We start from the raw sequence: 19,529 nt of genomic DNA, 5'->3' as shown, positions 1-19,529 counted from the left end.
ATCAATATGGTCCATCAATTGGCCTCACCGTATGGCCGTCGGCATGCATCGAAAGTCATCCAAGAACGGTGAAAATATGTGCGATGCGATGGATCGAAGGATGGCGAATCCACAGAAATTGAGCGACGCCCCCACAGGCCGGTTCGCATTCCCGGCGCTGTGAGATTCTCGCCGGATGAGTGACGTGATCTTCCGAGTTGCGGTCCGGGCCGACCTGCCCGCCGTCATCGCCCTGCTCGCCGACGACGTGCTGGGCAAGGCCCGAGACTTCACCGAGGTGGACGAGGCGTACGAGCGAGCGTTCGCGGACATCACCGCCGACCCGCGCAACGCGCTGATCGTCGCCGAGCAGGGCGGCGACCTCGTCGGCTGCCTCCAGATCACCTACATCCCCGGCCTCGGTCGACACGGCGCAGAGCGGTCGCTGATCGAGTCGGTCCGGGTCCGTTCCGACCGGCGTGGTCAGGGCCTGGGCCGACAGTTGATGACCTGGGCCGTCGACCAGGCTCGCGAGCGTGGCTGCGCGCTGGTGCAGCTCACCACCGACAAGACCCGCGAGGACGCGCACCGCTTCTACCTGGGCTTCGGCTTCGTCGCCAGCCACGAGGGCATGAAGCTCGCGCTCTGACCCGGCGTCGCGTTCACACAAGGGGCAGTGGGAATCACCCAGGACGGCCGGCCCGGCCACGGCCAGACGCGGTAGGGGCACTTGCTCGTCAGTACAGACGCTGTGGAGCTGATGTCGTAGACGAGTCACCATCGGCGATTCGTTTACGACATCAGCTCCACAGCGAGCCGCGCCGGCCACTGCCCGGCAGGGTCAGCCCTCGACCAGGCGGCCGTCGCGCAGGACCAGCACCCGGTCGGCGAGGTCGATCAGGGCCGGGTCGTGCGTGGCCACCAGGGCCGTCATGCCGCGGGCGTGCACCACCGCACGCAGCAGGTCCATGATGGACCTTCCGGTCTCCGAGTCGAGCTGACCGGTGGGCTCGTCGGCGATGAGCAGGTCCGGCTCGTTGGCCAACGCGCGGGCCACCGCGACCCGCTGCTGCTGCCCACCGGAGAGTTCGTACGGGCGCTGCGCGGCGTGCCCGCCCAGGCCGACCAGCTCCAGCAGCACCGCGACGCGCTCCTCCCGCTCCGCGGCCGGCACCTGGGCCAGCCGCAACGGCACTCCCACGTTCTCGGCGGCGGAGAGGATCGGCACCAGTCCGAAGGTCTGGAACACGAACCCGACGGTGCCCCGGCGCAGCCGCAGCAGCTCCGCCTCCCCGGCGGAGGTCACCTCGTGCCCGGCCACCACGACCTGGCCGCTGTCCGGTCGGTCCAGCCCGCCGATCAGGTTCAGCAACGTGGTCTTGCCGGCCCCGGATCGACCTCGGATGGCGACCAACTCGCCCCGGTTGGCGCTGAACGACACGTCCCGCACGGCGTGCACGGCGTGCTCGCCCCGACCGAAGGTCCGGCTCACCCCACTGACCCGGACCACCTCGTCGGGGTGCGCCCCGGGCGCCCCGCCGAACCCGGCCGCGCCGGTCACCACCATGTTCTGCCGGCTCATGCCCGTGCCCCCCGCTCGTCCGAGGCCCGGTCGCCGGGCCGTACCTGCACATGGTCCGGCTCCAGGTCGAGCCGGACCCGCTCCTTCAGCGAGAGCGCGTCGACGAACGCCGCCGGCAACTGCATCCGACCGTTGCGGTCCAGCACCGCGTACTCCTCGCTGACCAGCTCGGTGTTGCCGTCCGCGTCGATCCGCGCGGTCCGGCGTACCTCGGAGGCGGTCCGGCCGTCGCGGATCGCGACGGTCCGACGGACCTGCGTGGCCACGGCGTGGTCGTGGGTGACGACCACGATGGTCACGCCCAGTTCCGCGTTGATGGTGCGCAGCGCCGCGAAGACCTCCGCGCCGGTCGCCTCGTCCAGCTCACCGGTCGGCTCGTCGGCGAAGAGCACCTCCGGGTCGTTGGCCACCGCCACCGCCACCGCGACCCGCTGCTGCTCGCCACCGCTGAGCTGCCCGGGGCGCCGGTCGGCGCAGTAGCCCACGCCGACCAGGTCGAGCAGTTCCCGGGCCCGCGCCCGGCGGGCCTTGCTGCTGCGCTTGCCGGCCAACTGCATCGGCAGCTCGACGTTCTCCAGCGCGTTGAGGTACGGCAGCAGGTTGCGGCCGGTCTGCTGCCAGACGAACCCGACCAGCTGCCGGCGGTAGCTCAGCCGTCGCTTCGCCGAGAGCGAGAGCAGGTCGTAGTCGGCCACCCGGGCGATGCCGGCGGTCGGGGTGTCCAGGCCGGAGAGGATGTTGAGCAGGGTCGACTTGCCCGAACCGGAGGCACCGACGATCGCCACCAGCTCGCCCCGGTCGATGACCAGGTCGAGCCCCTGCAGGGCGACCACCTCCACCCCCTCGGTCTTGAAGATGCGCACCAGGCCGTCGCAGACGATGTGCCCGCGAAGGCGGTCCTGCCCACCGGCCCGCTCGGCGGCGCGAAGCGCGGCCCGCTGTTGCAGGGCGGCCAGGTCAGGCACCAGTGGAGTCTGGGCGGTAGCGGTCATCTCAGCTCTCCTCTCCGAGCCGAAGCACCTCTCCGAGGCGCAACCGGCGGTTGTTCAGGGCCTCGACGGCGACCGCGAAGCCGAGGGCGACCGCCCCGAGCGCGAGCACCGCGGCGACCAGGCTGGGCTCGAAAGCCACCCGGACCGGCACACCACTGGTGAACGCGGACAGGCCGAGCACCGGGTTGAGCAGCAGGGGCAGTACCGCACCGACCAGCGCGCCGGTCAGCACCGACACCGCGACCAGCGGGGTCAACTCGACAAGCAGCAGCCCTCGCCACTGCCGGCGGGACAGGCCGAGGGTACGAAGTCGGGACAGCACCTGACCCCGGGCGCGCGCTCCGGCCAGCACTGTGAACGCGATGGCCAACAGCCCGAGCACGGTGCCGCCGACGGCCCCGGCCACGAAGCCGAAGGCCAGCACCCCGTTCGCGCCGCCCTCGCCAAGGTCCCGGCGTACGTCAGCCCGGGTGTCGACGGTGACCCCGATCAGCCGTTCCCGGCCGGTGACCGTGCCGTCCCGCTGGTAGCGCTCCTGCCCCTGGTCGCCGGCGACGCGTAGCGCCTCGGCGTCCAGCGAGTTCCCGGCGATCAGCAGGGTGGTCGGCACGGGTGTGGTGGTACGCGTCGGCAGGGCCTGCCAGGGCAGGATCACGAACCGGCCGGTGTTCGCCGCGAGCATCGGGAAACCGTCGGCGGTGCCGGCCACCCGGAACCCGTACCGCTGGCCCTGCATCGAGATGAAGGCCGAGTCGGCCAGCCCGGCCTTGGCCAGGTCGGCGGCGACCGCCGGTGAGACGATCGCCGGCAGCGGTCCCGGGCCGGGCGCGGCGGTGCGCAGCGCGGCCGGAACCGACACGTCCACCTGCGATTCGCGGGCCACCTTGTCCAACCCCGAGCCGTCGACCAGCAGCACGTCCGTCTGCTCGATGAAGGCGTCGGTGCCGGCCTCGTCGGACGCGAACCGCTCATCGTCCTCGTACAGCACCGGGGTGACGGCCCGAACCCCCGGCAGGCGGCCCAGCTCGTCAACGGTGTCGGGTGCGAAGCGCTCCCCGCGGATCACCGCGTCGGCGGGCACGATCTGCGCGGCGGCCCGTTCCCGGCTGGCGTCGACGCCGGCGGCCACCACCGCGCAGAACGCCGCGGTGCCGATCGCCAACACCACCACGACCAGCGGGGCGGCGACCGCCGAGCGTCCGGCGCGGGCCGTGCCGAGGAAGGCCACGCTGCCCCGGGTCCGCGCGGCAAGCCGGCTGACCAGCAACAACGGCCAGGGGTACGCGCGCAGCGCCAGCACCGCCGCCGCGACCGCGAGGAGCACCGGCACCGACACCAGGAGCGGGTCCACCTCTCCGAGGGTCAGGCCACGCCGACGCAGCAGCACCGCCGCGAGCCCGGCCAGGAGCAGCAGGGAGACCTCGGCGGTGAGTCGACGGGCCGACGGGCGCACCCGGATCAGGTCCCGACGCGCCGCTCCGCCGGCCGGTACGGCCAGCGTCGCCACGGGCAGCGCGAGTGTCACCAGCACGGTCGCCGCGACAAGGTACGGCGTGGTCGGGTCGGGGGCACCGGGGAACAGCGTGCCCAGCCACCAGCCCAGCACGGCGGCGATCGGGACCACCAGCACCGATTCGGCGAGGCTGCGCCGGGCGCCGGCGGTGGCCCCGCCGCCACGGGCACGCAGCAACGCGAACTCCGAGCGACGCCGTCTGGTGGCGAGACTGGCCGCGAGGACGATGAGCCCCGCCAGGGTGGCCAGGACGCCGGCCGCGATCACCGCGAGCAGTGTCCGGACGGCGTCGATCTGGGCGGCGAACGCGCGCAACGGGACGTCGACGCCCTGGGTCAGGCTGAGCCCCGGCGGCTTGTTGCGCTGCATCACCTGCAGGCCGTCGATCATCTGGTCCAGCTCGCGTGCGTCGATCCGGTCGACGCCCAGTCGGTAGCGCCAGGTGGACTGGATCGCCCAGCCCTCCGCGGCCCGCTTGTTGAAGGGCGACTGCGCGACGACGCCGACGATGACGAACGGCTGGCCATCACCCTGCGGTTCGATGATCCGCAGTAGCTGTGGGAGCCCGTCCCAGATGCCGTTCGCGCGGTCGACGGGGCGGAACAGCCCGGACACCATCAACGGGACACCGTCGACGAGTCTGCCCTTCTCGTCGGTTCTGCCGATGCGCAGTTGGCTGCCGGCGCGCAGGTTGAGCTTGCCGGCCACGTCGACGTCGAGCGCCACCTCGATCGGCCGGTCGGGAACGTACGTCTCGCTCGGCCAGGTCCCCTCGACGAGGGTGCTCGCTCCCTGAATGTCGGGCATGGCCCGCAAGCCCATGTCGACCAGCAGGTTGCGGGCCGCCAGGTCCGGCCCGACCACGCGGGCCCCTGCGGTCTCGACGCTGTACCACTGTTCGGTCACCGCCGAGCGCACCGGCGGCGGCATCTCCGCGGCCAGGGAGTCGAACCGCTCGGCGGCGTCGCCCATCGCCGTCCGCCGCGACGTCGCGGGCTCCAGGCTGGTGGTGTACGAGATGTCCCGGCGCGCGGCCGGCTCGCTGTTGAGCTGCGCTCGCAGCCCCTGTTCGGCGAGCCGGTTGACCAGCCGGGGCACTCCACTGATCAGCAGCGTGACCACCAGGGTCAGCACCGCCAGCAGCAGGAACTGCCCCCCGTACGCCCGGACCCGCCGGACGGCCGCCCCGACGCTCATCGTTCTCCCCCGATTCGCAGCTGAACCGCCGCCACCCGCTGACGGATGCCTGCGGCGATGAACGCGCTGAAGGCGAGCGCCGCCAGCAGCAGACCGACCGCGGTCAGGCCGATCGGCACCCAGGGCAGCACGAACGCCGCCGGGGGTGTCGGCCGACCGGCGGCCGGGGTGAGGATGACCAGTGGGGCCATCGTCGCGCCGACCGCGGTGCCGAGTAACAGCCCGACGCCCACACCGATGCCGGCGAGGAACGTCTGTTCGGCGAGCAGCGCCCGGGCCATCAGTCGGGGCGTGGCGCCGAGGGTGTGCAGGACCGCGAACTCGCCGAGCCGACGCCGGGCGGTGGCCCACACGTCCACCACCAGGCCGACGAGGGCGAGTAGCACCGCGCCGAGCGCGGCGGCGAGCATGCCGGTACGCGAGCCACGCCAGTACGGGTCGTCGGCGGCCGCCTCGATGGCCGCCTCCCGGTTGAGCACTGTGACGCCCGGGAGCGCGCTGACCGCCTGGGCGGCGGCGTTCGCGTCGGCGGCGCCGACCCACCATTCCGGTACGGGTCGCACCGCGCCGCTGCTCCGGATCATCGCGTCGACGGCGGCCGGCAGGTCCAACAGCACGCCGGCAGCGGTGCTGGTCGTCGGCACGGCGCTCAGCTCGCCGACCAGGTGCACCGGCATCGTCACCCCGGGGAGCGTGAGGTCGACGGTGTCGCCGACGTTCAGGCTCAGGGCTTCGCGTACCTGGGGGGTCATCAGCACCGGTGCGGGCTTGCTCTCCCCGCCCGCCACGACGGAGAACCGGGTGGGCGGCTGGTACGCGAACTGCCCGCCGGGAATCACCTCCACGGGGTGGACCGCGGCGAAGCCGGCAGCGGTGGTCCGGACCCGCGTGGACTCCACGCCGGGGGCCGTCAGCATCCAGTCGCCGCTCAGCTCGGCGGGTCGGGTCGTGCCGTCGGCGTTGACCACCGCCAACCCGTCCACCTGGAGTCGGTAGGCGTTGCCGGCCGCCAGCCCGCCGTCGGCTTCGAACCCGGCCAGCCGCAGCCGCGCCCCGCCCACGTCGGGCAGTTGCACGGAGAACCGGGTGGCCCGGCCGTCACCGTCGGCGTTGGCCGCCGGCAGCCGCAGGGCGAGCCCGTCGGAGCTGGTGACCAGCAGCGTCACCGCGACCTTCACCGACCGGGCGGCGCTGCTCACCGGGGTACGGACCGTGCCGGTGATCGCCCGTGCCCCGGCGGGCAGTTCGACACCGGCGGGCGTCCCGCGCTCATCGATCATGCGCTGGTACTGCTCCGACACCGATCCGTCGCCGAGGCGGTCGGCGAGCCGGACGACGCCCGGGGCGCTGGCCGGGTCGACACCGATCACTGTCGCCGGCAGGTTCTCCCGTCCGACCCGGATCTCGTCCCGCCACGCCGGCAGCACCCGGTCCACGCTCGGTAGCGCGGCGAGTTCACCGGCCCGGGTCGGTGGGGCGCCACCGGTCCGTTCGGTCACCCGGAGGTCGGCGCCGACCGTGTGGCCGGCCTGCTCGACCTGGGACCGCTCGCCGGTGCTGATCAGCGACCAGGCCAGGGTGCTGCCGCCGACGGCGAGCGCGAGCAGCAGCACCGGGCCGGCGTGCGGACGCCGGCCGGCCTGCCACATGCCGAACATGGTGGCGGTCCAGGGGCGTCGGTCGACGAAGCGCTCCGCGAACCGGGTGAGCGGCGGGAGCACCCGCAACGCCAGCACGGCACCGGCCAGCACGCCGAGCGTCGGGGCGGCGACCAGCAGCGGGTCGAGCCCGAGCTGTCCACCCGAGCCGGCCAGCGGGGAGGCGTATCGGCGTAGCTGCACCCAGGCGAGCACAGCGAGCGCCACGAGCACCAGGTCGACGCTGGCGCGTTGGACGCTCGCGGCCCGGTTCGGCCGGGATCGGGCCGCCATGTCGGCGACGTACGTCCCGGCGCCGCGCAGCGTCGGAAGGACCATGGCGACGAGGCAGCCGGCCGCGGTGGCCGCTGCCGCCGCCCACACCAGGGTGGTGTTGCCGCCGGCGGTGTAGAGGTCACCCGACCCGCCGGGTCGGATGTACCGCAACGCCTCACCGGCGATCAGCGGACCGAGCACGGCGGCCGGGGCGACCACCAGGGTCGCCTCGCGGGCGGCCAGGCCGGCCAACTGCTTACGGGCGGCGCCGCGGGCGCGCAGCAGCGCGGTCTGTGGGCGGCGGTCCTCGTGCAGCAGCGCGGCGACCAGCACCAGCGCGTAGCCGGCGAGCACCAGGATGAGCAGCAGCGGGGTGGCCAGCGACGAGCGACCCACCAGGTCGGCGCGGCCGATCCGGTCCAGCAGCTGCGGCATCTTGGTCACCGTCTGCCCGGAGCTGCCCAGTTGGGCGGCCTCGGGCACTGCGGTGGCCGCCTCGGTGAGGGCTTTCCGAACGGCGGGCAGGTCGGCGGTGTCGACGGCGCCGAGGTCCGGTTGGGCCAGCCAGGACGCCGACACCGAGCCCGGGAAGGTGGCCGCGAAGTCGGCCGGGTCGAGCGTGAACGGCCCGTACGAGGTGCCGGAACCGGCGCTGCCCGCCCCCACGCCGGGGGCCAGCAGCCAGTACGCGTCCGCCGGGTCGCGGGGCCGCCAGGTGCCGGCGAGCACCAACTCCCCGCGTCGTTCGGTGGCCCGATCGCGCACCGGGACGCGTTCGCCGACGGTCAGGCCGAGGGCACCGGCGACCCGCTCGGGCAGGCTCACCTGGACGGGGTTCGCTCCGGGGCTGGGCCAGGCTCCGCTGGTCAGCTCCGCGTGGCTGGCGAGGTCGGCGAACGTGGCCAGGTTCGCGAAGACCGGTTCGTCGGCCGTACGCGGGATCTGCCCGAGGTCGCCGGTCAGTTCCCGGCCGGTGCCGTAACGGGCGGCCGTGACACTGACCGGGACGCCGCCGAGCCCGGTGGCGAACTCGGCTCGGACCGCCTTGTCCCGGGTGGCGAACTCGGCCGCGTCCCGCCCACCCGAGCCGCTGACCAGAAGGCCGCGCTCCTCGGCGGGTGAGGCGGCGACCAGTGCCCGCTGCCCGGCGTCCACCGCCCGACGGTTGTAGTCGGACAGCCCAGTGACCAACGCGACGGCGACGAGGGCAGCGATCACCGCCGCGACCAGCAACCCTCGCGCCTCGCGGGCCCGCCTCCACACCAGCTTCATCCGACGCCTCCCCTGGCCCTGGCGGGCCGACGACCATCAAGACAGGCCACCTACCGGGAAAGGTTCGCGCCCGTTACATGATCGTTATTACGGAGAGAGTTGTCGGGCGGGACGGCTAGTTGCGGCCTCGACGGTTGCGGATGCCGAAGACCACCGCGCAGAGCACCAGCATGACGCCGATGAGCTGCAGTCCCGGGGAGTCGTCGGCCCCGCCCAGCACCACGACGGTGATGCCGAGCGCCACCGAGAGGACGACTCCGATGATCAGGACGTACCTCATGGGGTTTCTTCCTCGACCCACTCCAGCAGGTCACCGGGCTGGCAGTCGAGGACGCGGCACATCGCTTCGAGGGTGCTGAACCGGACCGCCTTGGCGCGGCCGTTCTTCAGCACCGCCACGTTGGCGGGGGTGAGCCCGACGCGCTCGGCGAACTCACCGACGCTCATCTTGCGCTTGGCCAACTCCACGTCGATGCGGACGACGATGGGCATCAGATCACCGCTTCCATGTCGGTCCGCAGGGTGGTGGCCTGCCGCAACAGCGCCCGCATGACCACCATGAGGAGCCCCAGCACGGTGACGCCCACCGTCAGCAGGAACAGCAGCAGTGGCACCCCGGGGTCGTCCGCGTTGAACCCGACCCAGAGGAAGACCGCCACCAGCACCACCCAGGCGGCGGCGATGGCCCAGACGATCGCGTCCACCCACTTGAGGGACGCCTCGGTGAAGATGCGGTCGTTCTTGACCAGGCTGAGCAGCTGCCAGGTCGCGACGATGACCACCTGGACGCAGAGCACCCAGAAGACCGTCACGGCGGTGGCCGGCCACCTGAGGTGGGCGTCCTGCGGCGACTGCTCGGCCATGTACCTGAACTGCCCGGGCAGCGAGAGGGTCTGGAACACCACCAGGACCCCGAACAGCACCACGAGGAAGACTCGGAGAGCGGCAACCGCTCGATGCTCAGTAACCATGCATCGATTTTCGCTTGCTAGCTATCGAAAGTCAATCGGTTTCCTCGAGGCCCGCGCCGACTGACGGCAGCGTCGGCCCGGCGGCCGGCCTGGCCTTCTGGGGGTAGAAGGTCTCGTGCCGGGCCAGCATGGCGACGAACTCGCCGATCTTGCGTTCGCGGGTCTCGATGCGCTTGACGGCGTTGAGCCGATGGATGAGAGCGAACCGGTTGGCCTTGGTGAGGACGTCGAGCATCGCCTGGGCGGCGGGCTCGGCGGCGATGGCAGCGAGAAGATCGGCCGGCACCTCGGCCTCCGACGGCGGGGCGTAGGCGGCGGCCCACCGCCCATCCGCCTTCGCGGCGTCCACCGCCGCGCGGCCCGCCGGCAACATCAGCCCCTGCTCCTCCAGCCGGGCCACGTTCGCCACGTTGCGTTGGGACCAGGAACTGCGCGCCCGGCGCGGGGTGAACCGGATCCAGGAGGACTCCTCGTCGCGTTTCCTGGCCTGCCCGTCGATCCAGCCGACACACAGGGCCTCGTCGACCGCCTGCTGCCAGGTCAGCGTCGTGACCGTGCCACCCTTCCTGGTCAGCGCGAGCCAGACGCCGGGCGACGTGGCGTGGTGGGCCGACAACCACACGCGCAGGGCGTCGGCGTCCGCGACGATCAGCTCATCCAGCTCGGCGCTCGTCATGCCGGCAGGCTAAACCCCGGGTCCGACAGCCGGCCCGGCGTTCAACAGCGGTTGACCGCGCGTCAAGGTCAACCACCTCTCAGGCTGCGCCTATGGCGCACAGCGGTTGCAGAGATATTGGACCCGTCCCTCCGCTACAACCCAGGCTGCCAGGCGGATCGGCCTACGTCCGTCGGTGGTAGTGGTTGCGGCGCGGGAGTTGGTCGGGGTCGAGCCAGGCCGGCGGGATGAACTCCGGGTGGCCGTCGTCACCCAGCCGAACCACCCAGTCGGCCTGGTGGACGTGCCGGTGATGGTGGCCGCAGAGCAGCACCGCGTTGTCGAGGCTGGTGAGGCCGCCGTCGGCCCAGTGCCGGATGTGGTGGGCGGCGCACCAGCGCGGTGGGCGGTCGCAGCCGGGGAAGGCGCAGCCGCCGTCGCGCAGCACCAGTGCCCGCCGCAGTGGCCCCGTGATCAGGCGGCGTTGCCGGCCCACGTCGAGGACCTGGCCCGCGCCGCCGAGCACGGCGGGCAGCACGGCCGCGTCGCAGGCGAGCCGGCGCACGGTGTCGGGGGTGAGCTGAAGGCCGATGTCGAGCGTCCCGGCGCCCACCTGAGCAGCCAACGCGTCATAACTGGCGGTAATAACGACCTGGGCGGGGTCGCCGCCGCTGTCAGGTACCTCGCCGGTGCGCAGCGCGAGGCGGCACACGTCGGCGAAGGCGTCGTGGCGGCGCTGACCGGCTCCGCGAGCGTCGTCGGGGCCGGCGGGTGCGCTCAGCGGGTCGATGGCGGCGCGCAGCAGGCCGGCGGTCTCGGCGTCGAGGATGCCACTGAGTCGCAGGCACCCGCCGGCCTGCTCGGAAATCGTGACGTGCCGGTCGCGGGCCGCGCGGGCGGCCTCGGCGGCCAGGGCCGCCGCGGCGGCGGCGGCCTCGGCGAGGTCGGGCGCCACATGGTCGAGAATCCGGGCACCCAACCGGCGCAGCACTGCCGGGTCGAACTGCCCGGCCCACTCCACCAGCACACCGACGGCCTTGTCGGTCACCTCGGCGTCGGCCGCCGCAGACACCGTGGCGGCCGTGTCGGCGATGACCCGGGCCTGCTCCGCGCTGACCGCCGCGCTCGCCAGGGCGTCGCGCACGGCGGGCGGGGCCACGTCGAGCGCGGCGGCGAGACCGACCAGCCGACGCGCTGCGGCGTCGTCCAGGCGCAGGCGGTGGCGCAACCACACAGCCGTCGAGGAGGCACCCTGCGCGACTGCTGCGCCTCGACCGTCCAACTCGCGGACCGCCGCCAACTGCACCGCCGCCAGCCGCTGCTGCAACCGGTGCGTGGCATCGAGCACCGCGATCAAGTCGTGCTCGGAGAGGGCCCAGGCCGGGGCGTCGGCGCAGGCCGCCACCGCACCCTCCGCCCGCGCCAACTCATCGATCACAGGCAAACTCTAGAACAGGTGTACGACAAAAACGGCGGCGCGAAGCGCCCTGGGCGACCCAATCAGGCCCGGGTCAGCCCTCGGCCAACTCCGGCCGGTGCTCCCGGATCCAGGCCACCACGTCCGACCTCCGCCAGACCTTGCCCTGGACCAGGTCGGCCACGGGTTCCGGGAAGTTCCGATGGCTGGTGATCACATAAACGCGCTGCTTGCTGATGCCACCGAGCATCGCGCGAATCTCCGCAGCGCCCACCAGATCCATATGCCGGACGGTAAACAGATGACCCGACTCCTTGACCCGGGGCAACTTACCGGTCACCGTAAAGGGCATGTCTACGTCGAGTGGGGAGCCGCCTGGAGACGGGCCGCTGCGCAACCTGCATCCGGTGCACCAGCACCTGCCGCGCCGGCCCACGTGGCTCTGTCGGGTGTGCGCCGCCGCCTGGCCGTGCCCACTCGCTCGGATGTTGCTGCGGGTGCAGTACGGGACGGATCGGGTGGGGTTGTCGATCTACCTGGCGAGCCAGTTGTTCGACGCGACAGCCGACCTCTACCAGCTCAACCCCGAGCCGGGACCCGACCCACGGGAACTGTTCGAGAGGTTCCTGGCGTGGACGGCCCCGCTACCGCTGTGAGGCAGCAGGGCGGTCACGGACCGTCGGGGGTGCGCTTGGCGCGGCTGGGCTGGACCCGCTTGGGTTCACCGGGCATCTTCGGGTGGTCCGGCGGGTACGGCAGGTCGCCCTGGCCGGCGGCGGCGTCGCGCTCGGCCCACTCGAGCAGCGGGGTGATGTCCCACGGTGCGTCGTCGATCCCGGCGTGCGGGTCACCTCGTTCGGCGAGCCGGGCCGGCACGGTGCGCAGGTCGAAGTCGTCCGGGTCGACGTCGGGTAGCTCGTCCCAGGTGACCGGGGTGGAGACGGTGGCCCGCGCGTTGGCCCGCAGCGAGTACGCGCAGGCGATCGTGCGGTCGCGCGCCATCTGGTTGAAGTCGACGAAGACCCGGGTGCCGCGCTCCTCCTTCCACCAGGCGGTGGTGACCAGGTCGGGGTTGCGGCGTTCCACCTCCCGGGCCAGCGCGATGGTGGCCCGGCGCACCTCGGTGAACGTCCAGCGGGGTTGGATGCGCAGGTAGACGTGCACGCCCCGACCGCCGGAGGTCTTCGGCCAGCCGGTCGCGCCCAGCTCGTCGAGGAGCGCGCGGACCTCGCCGGCGGCCCGCGCGGCGTCGGCGAAGTCGGTGCCGGGCTGCGGGTCCAGGTCGATGCGCAGCTCGTCGGGGCGGTCGACGTCGGCGGCCCGCACGGGCCAGGGGTGGAAGACGATGGTGCCCATCTGCGCCGCCCAGGCCACGTGCGCCAGGTCGGCCGGGCAGAGCTCCGCGGCGCTCCGACCGCTCGGGAAGGTGATCTGGGCGGTCGTCACCCAGGGCGGCACCCCCCGGGTGGGCACCCGCTTCTGAAAGAAGGCCTCGCCCTCGACGCCCTCGGGGAAGCGTTGCAGGGTGGTCGGGCGGTCCCGCAGGGCGCGCATGATCCCGTCGCCGACCGCGAGGTAGTAGTGGAAGACGTCCGCCTTGGTGAACCCCCGCTGCGGGAAGATCACCCGATCCGGACTGCTCAACCGGACGGTGTGCCCGGCTACTTCGACCTCGGCGGCCGCAGCCTTGGTGCCACCCATCCCGCGACCTTATGCCACGCCCCCGACGTTCGACGTACCGTTGACGGGTGAGTCTTGACGACAACGAGCTGCCCCGTACCGACGAAGAGTGGCGGGTCCGACTGACCCCCGAGGAGTTCCACGTTCTCCGGGAGGCCGGCACCGAACGCCCGTGGACGGGCGAGTACGTGGACACGAAGACCCAGGGGGTCTACCACTGCCGCGCCTGCGGGCTGGAGCTGTTTTCCAGCGACACGAAGTTCGACTCGCACTGCGGCTGGCCGAGCTTCGACGACGCCATCCCGGGCCGGGTCAAGGAGATCGAGGACCGCAGCCTCGGCATGGCCCGTACGGAGATCCGCTGCGCCCGCTGCGACAGTCACCTCGGGCACGTCTTCCACGGCGAGGGCTTCACCCCGAAGGACACCCGGCACTGCGTCAACTCGGTCTCCATCAAGCTGGAACCCCGCTGAGCGAGGAGCCGCTCAGGGCGTACCCCTGAGCATTTCGACCTCGGCGGTCCGGGACTGCTCGATCCGGCGGGCCAGGTCGCGGACCTGCTCGTTGCGGCCGACACCGACCTGGGATCTGGCCAGGTCGGCGGCCCATCGCTGGTGGTCGGCGAGTACCTCGCGCAGCACGCGGTCGACGTCCGCGTCCGGCGCGGTCCGCAGCCGGTCGAGCGCGGCGTCGTCGCCGTGCCCGTCGTGGTGGTGTGCGGCCGCGCTGGCGCCCGGCCCGGCCGTGGGCAGCCAGCCGCGCATGGCGGCCAGCTCGTCGGCCTCGGTCGCCTCGACGGCGGCGGCCAGGGTGCGCAGCGCGTCGTCGCGTACCCGGTCCCGGGCCAGCCGGACGATCTGCAGGGTGCGTTCGCTGTGGCCGACCATGGTGCTCAGGAACACCACGTCGATCCCGCTCATCGAGTCCGCCCCGATCGGGGACCCGGCACCCACGGACCCGGCCGCCGCCGAGCCGGCCGGGGACGTGGGTGTCGGCTGAGGCACTGTCGACGGCCTCGACGTGGGCGGTCCGGCGCAGGCTCCGGTGAGCAGCAGGGCCGCGGCGAGGAAGGCCAGCGGGGTACGGCGGGGCATGCCGGTTGCCTCCGTTCACGCGAGAGCGGCGACACGGGTGCGACCAGGGGCCGCACCCGTGCGGTCAGACCTGGAGCCAGAGCGCCGGTACGTTCGGCGGCTCCCAGCCCGGGATCGCGGTGTGCGCCTGCCGGCAGCGGTACGTCGCTCCGCCGTAGGTGACCTGGTCGCCGACCTGGTACGCCCGGCCTGTCGCCCACGTGCCGCCCTGGGCGGGCGGATTGGTCGGGGTGGGGGTCGGGGTGGGCCGTGGGGTGGCGGTCGGCGTCGGCGTCGGGGTCGGGGTCGGATTCGACCCGCCGCCACCGATCTGCACGTCGATGCAGGAGTAGAAGGCGTTCGCCGTGTCGGAGATGTTCCACACCGCGAGGATCTTCTGCCGGCCCGAGAAGCCGCCGAGGTTGACGTTGTGCGACACCGTGGCGCCCGGCTGCTGGTTGTTGCCGTTGACCACGCCGACGCGGGTGTTGCCGATCCAGTACTCCCAGTTGCTGGTGGCGTGCCGGGCGGTGTTCACCCAGGTGAAGGTCAGCGAGGTGCCCACCGAGGTGGCCGGCCAGCCCCGACTGTCGTCGTTGAGGACGGCGAACTGGGAGATTCCGGCGTTGCAGCTGCGCAGGCCCTTGGGTCCTTCGACGCTCTGCGGCTCGTACCTGATCTGCCCGCAGTCGGGCACCCGGCCCTGCGCGCAGAGCGCCTGCCGGCTCGGTGGGGCGGAGACGTAGCCGTGCGCCTGCGCGGGGGCGGCGACGGTGAGGGTGGCGGCGACAGCGCCCGCCGCCACCAGCGGGACGGTGATTCTTCGACGCATCGGGGCAGCTCCTTTTCCAGGTCCGGTGAGGTGCCCCTCAAAGTAATTTAAACATTGTTAACAGTAAAGACTCTCATCGATAAATCCATCGATGATGGCAGTTTTCTTCTCAGAGGCGGAGCAGGCTGCCCCCGCCGTCGACCTCGTCGGCCGACTCATCGTCCAACCAGACGCCGCCGGTGCCGAGGTAGCGGAACCGGTACTCCCCCGGCGGCAGCTTCACCGTCACCGTCCGGGTGCCGTCGCGGCGGGTCACCAACTCGTGTCGACCGGGCTGCCAGCCGTTGAACGAGCCGACGACGCTCACCGGGCCGGGCGGGACATCGCGGGGCAGGCAGAAGGTGACCCGGGTCTGGTTGCCGAAGAGCCTGTTGCGCTTGATCACGGTGATCCTCCGGGGGTTGCGGCGGTTCACCAGGCACAACGGGCAACACGCCGACGCCGACACGCCGTCGTGGCGGTCGGGCGTCGACGTTCCGCCCCTACGTCGGCGCCACTTGGAGGATTCTGTAGGCACTTGTCCATTTAACGGAGGTTTTCGGTGGCAACCTGCGAGGTCTGCGGCAACGACTACTGGATGGCGTTCGAGGTGCACACCGTCAGCGGCGACGTGCACACCTTCGACTCGTTCGAGTGCGCGATCCACCGCATGGCACCGATCTGCGAGCACTGCCAGGTCAAGATCTCCGGGCACGGCGTCGAGGTCAACGGCCGCTTCTTCTGCTGCGCACACTGCGCCCGCGCCGTCGAGGGAGCGGTGGGCGCGGAGGTCCGCGACGCCGTGGGCGCCCGCCCGGCCTGACCGCGCCGCCCGGCCGCGGGCCAACCGGACCACCACACTGGGGTACGGTCATCGCCATGCGGCCGTTCCTGGGCGTCCTGCCCCCGCCGCGCTCCTGAGCGGAGCGCCGCGCCTCTCGCCGACCGGGTGACCTGACCCCGCTCGGCCACCATGCCGTACGCGCTCCGTCGACGTCGTCCCCGTCAACGGCTCACCCTTCGGAGCGCTCCCGTGTCCACGACCCGCACCCCGCTGCCGGCCGCCTCGGCCGCCAGCCACGCCGCCCGCAGCGGCCTGATCCAGATCACCGTCACCGGGGTGCTGTGGGGCACCACCGGTGTGGCGGTGCAACTCCTGCGCGAGAGCACCGGGCTCAGCCCGGTGAGCATCGGCTTCCACCGCCTCGCCATCGCCGCGCTCGTGCTGTTGGCGTGTACCGCCGGCCGGCTCCGCACGATCGTGACCACAGTGCGCGCCGCACCCGTACCGCTGCTGCTCACCGGCGTCGGCCTCGGCCTCTACCAGGCGCTCTACTTCGCCGCCGTGGCATGGGCCGGAGTCAGCGTGGCCACCATCGTCAGCCTGGGCCTGGCACCGGTGCTCGCCGCGGCCTGGGAGTCGGCGCACGCCCGCCGGCTCCCCGGCCCGCTGCGACTCGGCACGCTGGTCGCGGCGGTGGCCGGCCTCGTCCTGATCACCGCCGCCACCGAGCACCCCGGCGCGGCGGCGCCCGCCCCGCTGCTCGGCCTGCTCGCGGCAGCCGGCTCCGGCCTCGGGTACGCGGTGACCACCCTGGTCAGCCGTCAGGTGTCGCAGCGCACCGCGCCCATGACGCTGACCACCATCTCCACCACTGTCGGCGCGCTGACCCTGGCACCGTTCACCCTGGTAGCCGGGGTCAGCGTGCCGGTACGCCTCGACACCCTGGCGCTGCTGCTGCACCTCGGCGTGGTCACCACGGCGGTCGCGTACGCGTTGTTCTACGCCGGGCTGCGCACCACCCCGGGCAGCGTCGCGGCCGTGCTGACCCTGCTCGAACCGCTCACCGCCGCGGCGCTGGCGGTGGCGCTGCTGCGCGAACCGCTCCCCCTGCCGGTGATCGTCGGCGGTGCCCTGCTGCTCACCGCCGTGGCCGCCACCTACCTCGCACCCGACCGCGCGGATCTCAGGTGAACCCACCCGACCTACCATCGGTGGATGCCCCAGCAGACCACCGAACTCCGGACGGCCTCCTTCGCCGACCTGAACGCCCGCACCCTCCACGACCTGCTCAAACTGCGCATCGACGTGTTCGTGGTGGAGCAGAACTGCCCGTACCCCGAGCTGGACGGGCGGGACGTCGAGCCGGGCACCCGGCACGTCTGGCTCACCGACGGCGGCGCGCCGCTGGCGTACCTGCGGATTTTGGCCGACCCGGACGGTGTCGCCCGGATCGGTCGGGTGGTGGTGGCCCCGGCGGCGCGCGGCGGCGGACACGCCGGCCGGCTGATGACGGCGGCGCTGGAGGTGGTGGGCAACCGGACCTGCGTGCTGGAAGCCCAGTCGCACCTTGTCGCGTTCTACGCCAGGCACGGCTTCGCGGTGAGCGGCCCCGACTACGTCGAGGACGGCATCCCGCACACCCCGATGCGGCGCGATGCCATTGACGGCTGACTATCGAGCTGGCATGGTGCCGGGTAAAGCCGTCGCGGGAGCCAGCGACAGGCACGGGAGTGGGCAACTCCCGGCGATCCGGGTGTCGACGTCCCACCTCATCCCCCCGGGGGCTCCATGTCCACACTCACCCGATCACGACGCGTGCTCTGGCTGTTCGCCATCGTGGCGGCCACCGCGCTCCTGTTGACGACCGCACTGACCACCATCCTGACCAAGCCCGCCTCGGCGCACGGTTCGGTGGTCGACCCGGCGTCGCGCAACTACAGCTGTTGGCAACGTTGGGGCGGCGACTTCCAGAACCCTCGGATGGCCACCGAGGACCCGATGTGCTGGCAGGCCTGGCAGTCCGACCCGGCCGCCATGTGGAACTGGAACGGCCTGTTCCGCGAGGGCGTGGGCGGTAACCACCAGGCCGCCGTACCCGACGGCCAACTGTGCAGCGGCGGACGTACCCAGAGCCCTCGCTACAACGCGCTGGACACCGTCGGCGCCTGGAAGACCACAGCGGTGTCGAACAACTTCCGGCTCCGCTTCTTCGACCAGGCCAGCCACGGCGCCGACTACATCCGGGTGTACGTGACGAAGCAGGGCTTCAACTCCGCCACCCAACCGCTCGGCTGGGGCAACCTGGAGTTGGCCGGCCAGATCGGCAACACCCCGGCCTCCCAGTGGAACCCGGACACCGGTGGTGTCTCGATCCAGATCCCGGTGAGCGCGCCGGGACGCACCGGACGGCACATCGTCTACACCGTCTGGCAGGCCAGCCACCTGGACCAGTCGTACTACCTGTGCAGCGACGTCGACTTCGGCGGCGGGTCGACCACACCGCCGCCCACCACGCCCCCGCCGACGACCCCGCCGCCCACCACGCCCCCGCCAACCACGCCCCCGCCAACCACGCCGCCGCCGAGCACCCCGCCGCCGGCCGGTGCCTGCACGGCGACGTACCAGGTGACCGGTCAGTGGGCCGGTGGCTTCCAGGCCGACGTGAAGGTGACCGCCGGCGGTTCACCCACCCGGGGCTGGTCGGTGAGCTGGAACTACGGCAACGGTCAGCAGGTCACCTCGTCGTGGAACGCGACGGTCAGCACCAGCGGCACGCTCGTCACCGCACGTAACGCCAACCACAACGGCACACTTGCCGCCGGAGCGAGCACCACGTTCGGATTCCTCGGCTCGTGGAACGGCAGCAACCCGGTTCCGCTGGTCTCCTGTACGACGACCAGTTGATCCCCGTCCGGCGCCGCACCCGGGCGGGGGTGCAGCGCCGGACGGCGGAAAATGCGGTGGTGCCCGGCGATCCGTCCGGGCACCATCGCCGCATGATCGACATCTTGGTGCTCACCTCCGACGACTGGCCCACCTGGCGGGAGCTGCGGCTTGCCGCCCTCGCCGAGGCGCCGGAAGCGTTCGGCTCACGGCTCGCCGACTGGCAGGGCGACGGCGACCGCGAACAGCGCTGGCGCGACCGGCTGAGCATCCCCGGCTCACTCAACCTGGTGGCCGTCCTGGACCGGCGTCCGGTTGGGATGTCGAGCGGCGTACCCACGATTGACCCGCTCATGGTGGACCTGATCTCGATGTGGGTGCACCCCGACGCTCGCGGCAGCGGTGTCGGCGACCACCTGGTGAACGAGGTGGCGCGCTGGGCCCAGAAGCGCGGCGCCGAGCGGCTACGGCTCTCCGTCAGGACGGACAACGCGCGCGCGAAGGCCCTCTACCACCGCGCTGGCTTCCGCCTGACCGACGAGCCAGGCGACCTGATGCCCGACGGCGTACGCCGAGAACAGATCATGCTCCGCCCCCTCCAACCACCACACCTCAGCCAGTCACGCTGAGCGAGACGACCCGTAACCCTCCATGCCGCCGAGCCAGCCCCGTGCCCCTCGCCGATCCACCTGCCCTCGTCGATCAAGGAGTTGTGGTGGTCGCAAAGGACCCGTGGGTTCCCAAAACCGGCACCACAACTCCATGATCGACCAGGTCGGGGCAGCCGGTGCGCCGATCTTGCACTTT

Annotated in this window: 22 protein-coding genes; 8 read left to right on the top strand and 14 right to left on the bottom strand. The window is 72.2% G+C overall.

Translation table 11 applies throughout. The features are described 5' to 3' along the window. Positions 1-175: 175 nt before the first annotated feature. A complete protein-coding gene (locus ABZ749_RS00200; RefSeq protein WP_357221022.1) occupies positions 176-628 on the top strand; it encodes a GNAT family N-acetyltransferase in 453 nt (150 codons plus the stop codon). Between the two features lie 192 nt (positions 629-820). On the opposite strand, the gene ABZ749_RS00195 is transcribed toward ABZ749_RS00200, so the two are convergent. From ABZ749_RS00195 to ABZ749_RS00150, 10 genes are all read right to left on the bottom strand, one after another. Continuing rightward, positions 821-1,546 (bottom strand): ABC transporter ATP-binding protein, encoded by a 726-nt coding sequence (locus tag ABZ749_RS00195; protein ID WP_357221034.1) that lies wholly within the window; start codon positions 1,544-1,546, stop codon positions 821-823. A gap of 11 nt (positions 1,547-1,557) precedes the next feature. Then, positions 1,558-2,553, bottom strand: a complete 996-nt coding sequence (locus ABZ749_RS00190; protein WP_357221019.1) for an ABC transporter ATP-binding protein — start codon at positions 2,551-2,553, stop codon at positions 1,558-1,560. A 1-nt stretch (position 2,554) separates the two neighbouring features. Next, entirely contained in the window at positions 2,555-5,263 is a 2,709-nt protein-coding gene (locus ABZ749_RS00185; protein WP_357221016.1) for an FtsX-like permease family protein, read from the bottom strand. Further along, the gene (locus ABZ749_RS00180) at positions 5,260-8,448 is read right to left on the bottom strand and encodes an ABC transporter permease (protein ID WP_357221013.1); all 3,189 of its coding nucleotides are present in this window, start codon (positions 8,446-8,448) and stop codon (positions 5,260-5,262) included. The genes ABZ749_RS00185 and ABZ749_RS00180 overlap by 4 nt, the downstream gene beginning before the upstream one ends. A gap of 115 nt (positions 8,449-8,563) precedes the next feature. After that, on the bottom strand, positions 8,564-8,728 hold the full coding sequence (locus ABZ749_RS00175) for a hypothetical protein (protein ID WP_357221010.1): 165 nt from the start codon (positions 8,726-8,728) through the stop codon (positions 8,564-8,566). After that, positions 8,725-8,940, bottom strand: coding sequence for a helix-turn-helix transcriptional regulator (locus ABZ749_RS00170; RefSeq protein ID WP_030336216.1), 216 nt, complete (start codon positions 8,938-8,940; stop codon positions 8,725-8,727). The genes ABZ749_RS00175 and ABZ749_RS00170 overlap by 4 nt, the downstream gene beginning before the upstream one ends. Further along, positions 8,940-9,419: a DUF2975 domain-containing protein gene (locus ABZ749_RS00165; RefSeq protein ID WP_355009378.1), complete on the bottom strand. Its 480-nt coding sequence runs from the start codon at positions 9,417-9,419 to the stop codon at positions 8,940-8,942. Before ABZ749_RS00165 ends, ABZ749_RS00170 begins: the two co-directional genes overlap by 1 nt. Before the next feature lie 31 nt (positions 9,420-9,450). After that, entirely contained in the window at positions 9,451-10,095 is a 645-nt protein-coding gene (locus ABZ749_RS00160; protein ID WP_357221006.1) for a YdeI/OmpD-associated family protein, read from the bottom strand. A 163-nt stretch (positions 10,096-10,258) separates the two neighbouring features. Next, entirely contained in the window at positions 10,259-11,512 is a 1,254-nt protein-coding gene (locus tag ABZ749_RS00155; protein WP_357221004.1) for a DUF222 domain-containing protein, read from the bottom strand. Positions 11,513-11,585: 73 nt separating this feature from the next. Continuing rightward, positions 11,586-11,774: a hypothetical protein gene (locus ABZ749_RS00150; protein ID WP_357221000.1), complete on the bottom strand. Its 189-nt coding sequence runs from the start codon at positions 11,772-11,774 to the stop codon at positions 11,586-11,588. Between the two features lie 67 nt (positions 11,775-11,841). Between ABZ749_RS00150 and ABZ749_RS00145 the strand changes: the two genes are divergently transcribed. Continuing rightward, the gene (locus ABZ749_RS00145; RefSeq protein WP_357220997.1) at positions 11,842-12,147 is read left to right on the top strand and encodes a hypothetical protein; all 306 of its coding nucleotides are present in this window, start codon (positions 11,842-11,844) and stop codon (positions 12,145-12,147) included. 13 nt (positions 12,148-12,160) lie between these two features. Here the strand turns inward: ABZ749_RS00145 and ligD are convergent, their stop codons facing one another. Beyond that, on the bottom strand, positions 12,161-13,192 hold the full coding sequence (gene ligD / locus ABZ749_RS00140; protein ID WP_357220995.1) for a non-homologous end-joining DNA ligase: 1,032 nt from the start codon (positions 13,190-13,192) through the stop codon (positions 12,161-12,163). A 47-nt stretch (positions 13,193-13,239) separates the two neighbouring features. Between ligD and msrB the strand changes: the two genes are divergently transcribed. Beyond that, the gene (gene msrB / locus ABZ749_RS00135) at positions 13,240-13,644 is read left to right on the top strand and encodes a peptide-methionine (R)-S-oxide reductase MsrB (RefSeq protein WP_030336225.1); all 405 of its coding nucleotides are present in this window, start codon (positions 13,240-13,242) and stop codon (positions 13,642-13,644) included. A gap of 12 nt (positions 13,645-13,656) precedes the next feature. Here msrB and ABZ749_RS00130 read toward each other — a convergent pair whose 3' ends face one another. The 3 genes from ABZ749_RS00130 to ABZ749_RS00120 all read right to left on the bottom strand — a co-directional run bounded on the left by ABZ749_RS00130 (position 13,657) and on the right by ABZ749_RS00120 (position 15,461). Beyond that, complete coding sequence (locus ABZ749_RS00130; RefSeq protein ID WP_357220992.1) at positions 13,657-14,265, bottom strand: DUF305 domain-containing protein; 609 nt, start codon at positions 14,263-14,265, stop codon at positions 13,657-13,659. A 64-nt stretch (positions 14,266-14,329) separates the two neighbouring features. Beyond that, positions 14,330-15,076, bottom strand: a complete 747-nt coding sequence (locus tag ABZ749_RS00125) for a lytic polysaccharide monooxygenase (RefSeq protein WP_357220989.1) — start codon at positions 15,074-15,076, stop codon at positions 14,330-14,332. A 109-nt stretch (positions 15,077-15,185) separates the two neighbouring features. Then, positions 15,186-15,461 carry an isoamylase early set domain-containing protein gene (locus tag ABZ749_RS00120; RefSeq protein WP_357220986.1) on the bottom strand — a complete coding sequence of 92 codons (276 nt, stop codon included), beginning with the start codon at positions 15,459-15,461 and terminating at the stop codon, positions 15,186-15,188. 156 nt (positions 15,462-15,617) lie between these two features. Between ABZ749_RS00120 and ABZ749_RS00115 the strand changes: the two genes are divergently transcribed. The 5 genes from ABZ749_RS00115 (at position 15,618) to ABZ749_RS00095 (ending at position 19,351) form a co-directional block, all read left to right on the top strand. Continuing rightward, complete coding sequence (locus ABZ749_RS00115) at positions 15,618-15,878, top strand: Prokaryotic metallothionein (RefSeq protein ID WP_357203274.1); 261 nt, start codon at positions 15,618-15,620, stop codon at positions 15,876-15,878. A 210-nt stretch (positions 15,879-16,088) separates the two neighbouring features. Then, positions 16,089-17,030, top strand: coding sequence for a DMT family transporter (locus ABZ749_RS00110; RefSeq protein WP_357220983.1), 942 nt, complete (start codon positions 16,089-16,091; stop codon positions 17,028-17,030). Between the two features lie 24 nt (positions 17,031-17,054). Then, complete coding sequence (locus ABZ749_RS00105) at positions 17,055-17,510, top strand: GNAT family N-acetyltransferase (RefSeq protein ID WP_357220980.1); 456 nt, start codon at positions 17,055-17,057, stop codon at positions 17,508-17,510. Between the two features lie 117 nt (positions 17,511-17,627). Continuing rightward, a complete protein-coding gene (locus ABZ749_RS00100) occupies positions 17,628-18,743 on the top strand; it encodes a lytic polysaccharide monooxygenase (RefSeq protein ID WP_357220977.1) in 1,116 nt (371 codons plus the stop codon). Positions 18,744-18,835: 92 nt separating this feature from the next. After that, positions 18,836-19,351, top strand: coding sequence for a GNAT family N-acetyltransferase (locus tag ABZ749_RS00095; protein WP_357220973.1), 516 nt, complete (start codon positions 18,836-18,838; stop codon positions 19,349-19,351). The last annotated feature ends 178 nt before the right edge of the window (positions 19,352-19,529 follow it).

It is taken from the genome of Micromonospora sp. NPDC047753 (assembly GCF_040642735.1).
GTDB lineage: Bacteria > Actinomycetota > Actinomycetes > Mycobacteriales > Micromonosporaceae > Micromonospora.
This window is presented reverse-complemented; position numbering and strand designations above follow the sequence as displayed.